General features: G+C 57.4%; 2 tRNA genes and 2 rRNA genes. All 4 read left to right on the plus strand.

Going from position 1 to position 469, the window contains the following annotated elements:
* A 16S ribosomal RNA gene (locus tag DXX99_RS11040) occupies positions 1-100 on the plus strand; the annotation flags it as partial.
* Positions 101-169: 69 nt separating this feature from the next.
* A tRNA-Ile gene (locus tag DXX99_RS11045) sits at positions 170-246 on the plus strand.
* Between the two features lie 11 nt (positions 247-257).
* A tRNA-Ala gene (locus DXX99_RS11050) sits at positions 258-332 on the plus strand.
* 55 nt (positions 333-387) lie between these two features.
* Positions 388-469 (plus strand): 23S ribosomal RNA (locus DXX99_RS11055); the annotation flags it as partial.

Here is a 469-nt window from a genome sequence, read left to right on the forward strand (position 1 = left end):
CCTCGCGAGAGGGAGGGAGCCGCCGAAGGTGGGGCCGGTGACTGGGGTGAAGTCGTAACAAGGTAGCCGTACGGGAACGTGCGGCTGGATCACCTCCTTTCTAAGGAGTTTCACCTCTTGCACCCTCTAGCTTCCTTCACCTCCCACCACTGTCCGGTTTTGAGAGATCGGGCCCATAGCTCAGTCGGTAAGAGCGCACGCCTGATAAGCGTGAGGTCAGTGGTTCGAATCCACTTGGGCCCACCATAAAAATTTGTGGGGATGTAGCTCAGCGGGAGAGCACCTGCTTTGCAAGCAGGGGGTCGGCGGTTCAAATCCGCTCATCTCCACCAGGTGAAAAAGCTCCTTCGCTCTTTGAAAACTGCATAGTGTCAGGTTAAGGTTTCAGGTCAAGATAGTAAGGGCGCACGGTGGATGCCTTGGCGCCAGGAGCCGATGAAGGCCGTGGCAAGCTGCGATAAGCCTCGGG

This window comes from Ammonifex thiophilus, assembly GCF_003368535.1.
Lineage (GTDB): Bacteria > Bacillota > Desulfotomaculia > Desulfotomaculales > Ammonificaceae > Ammonifex > Ammonifex thiophilus.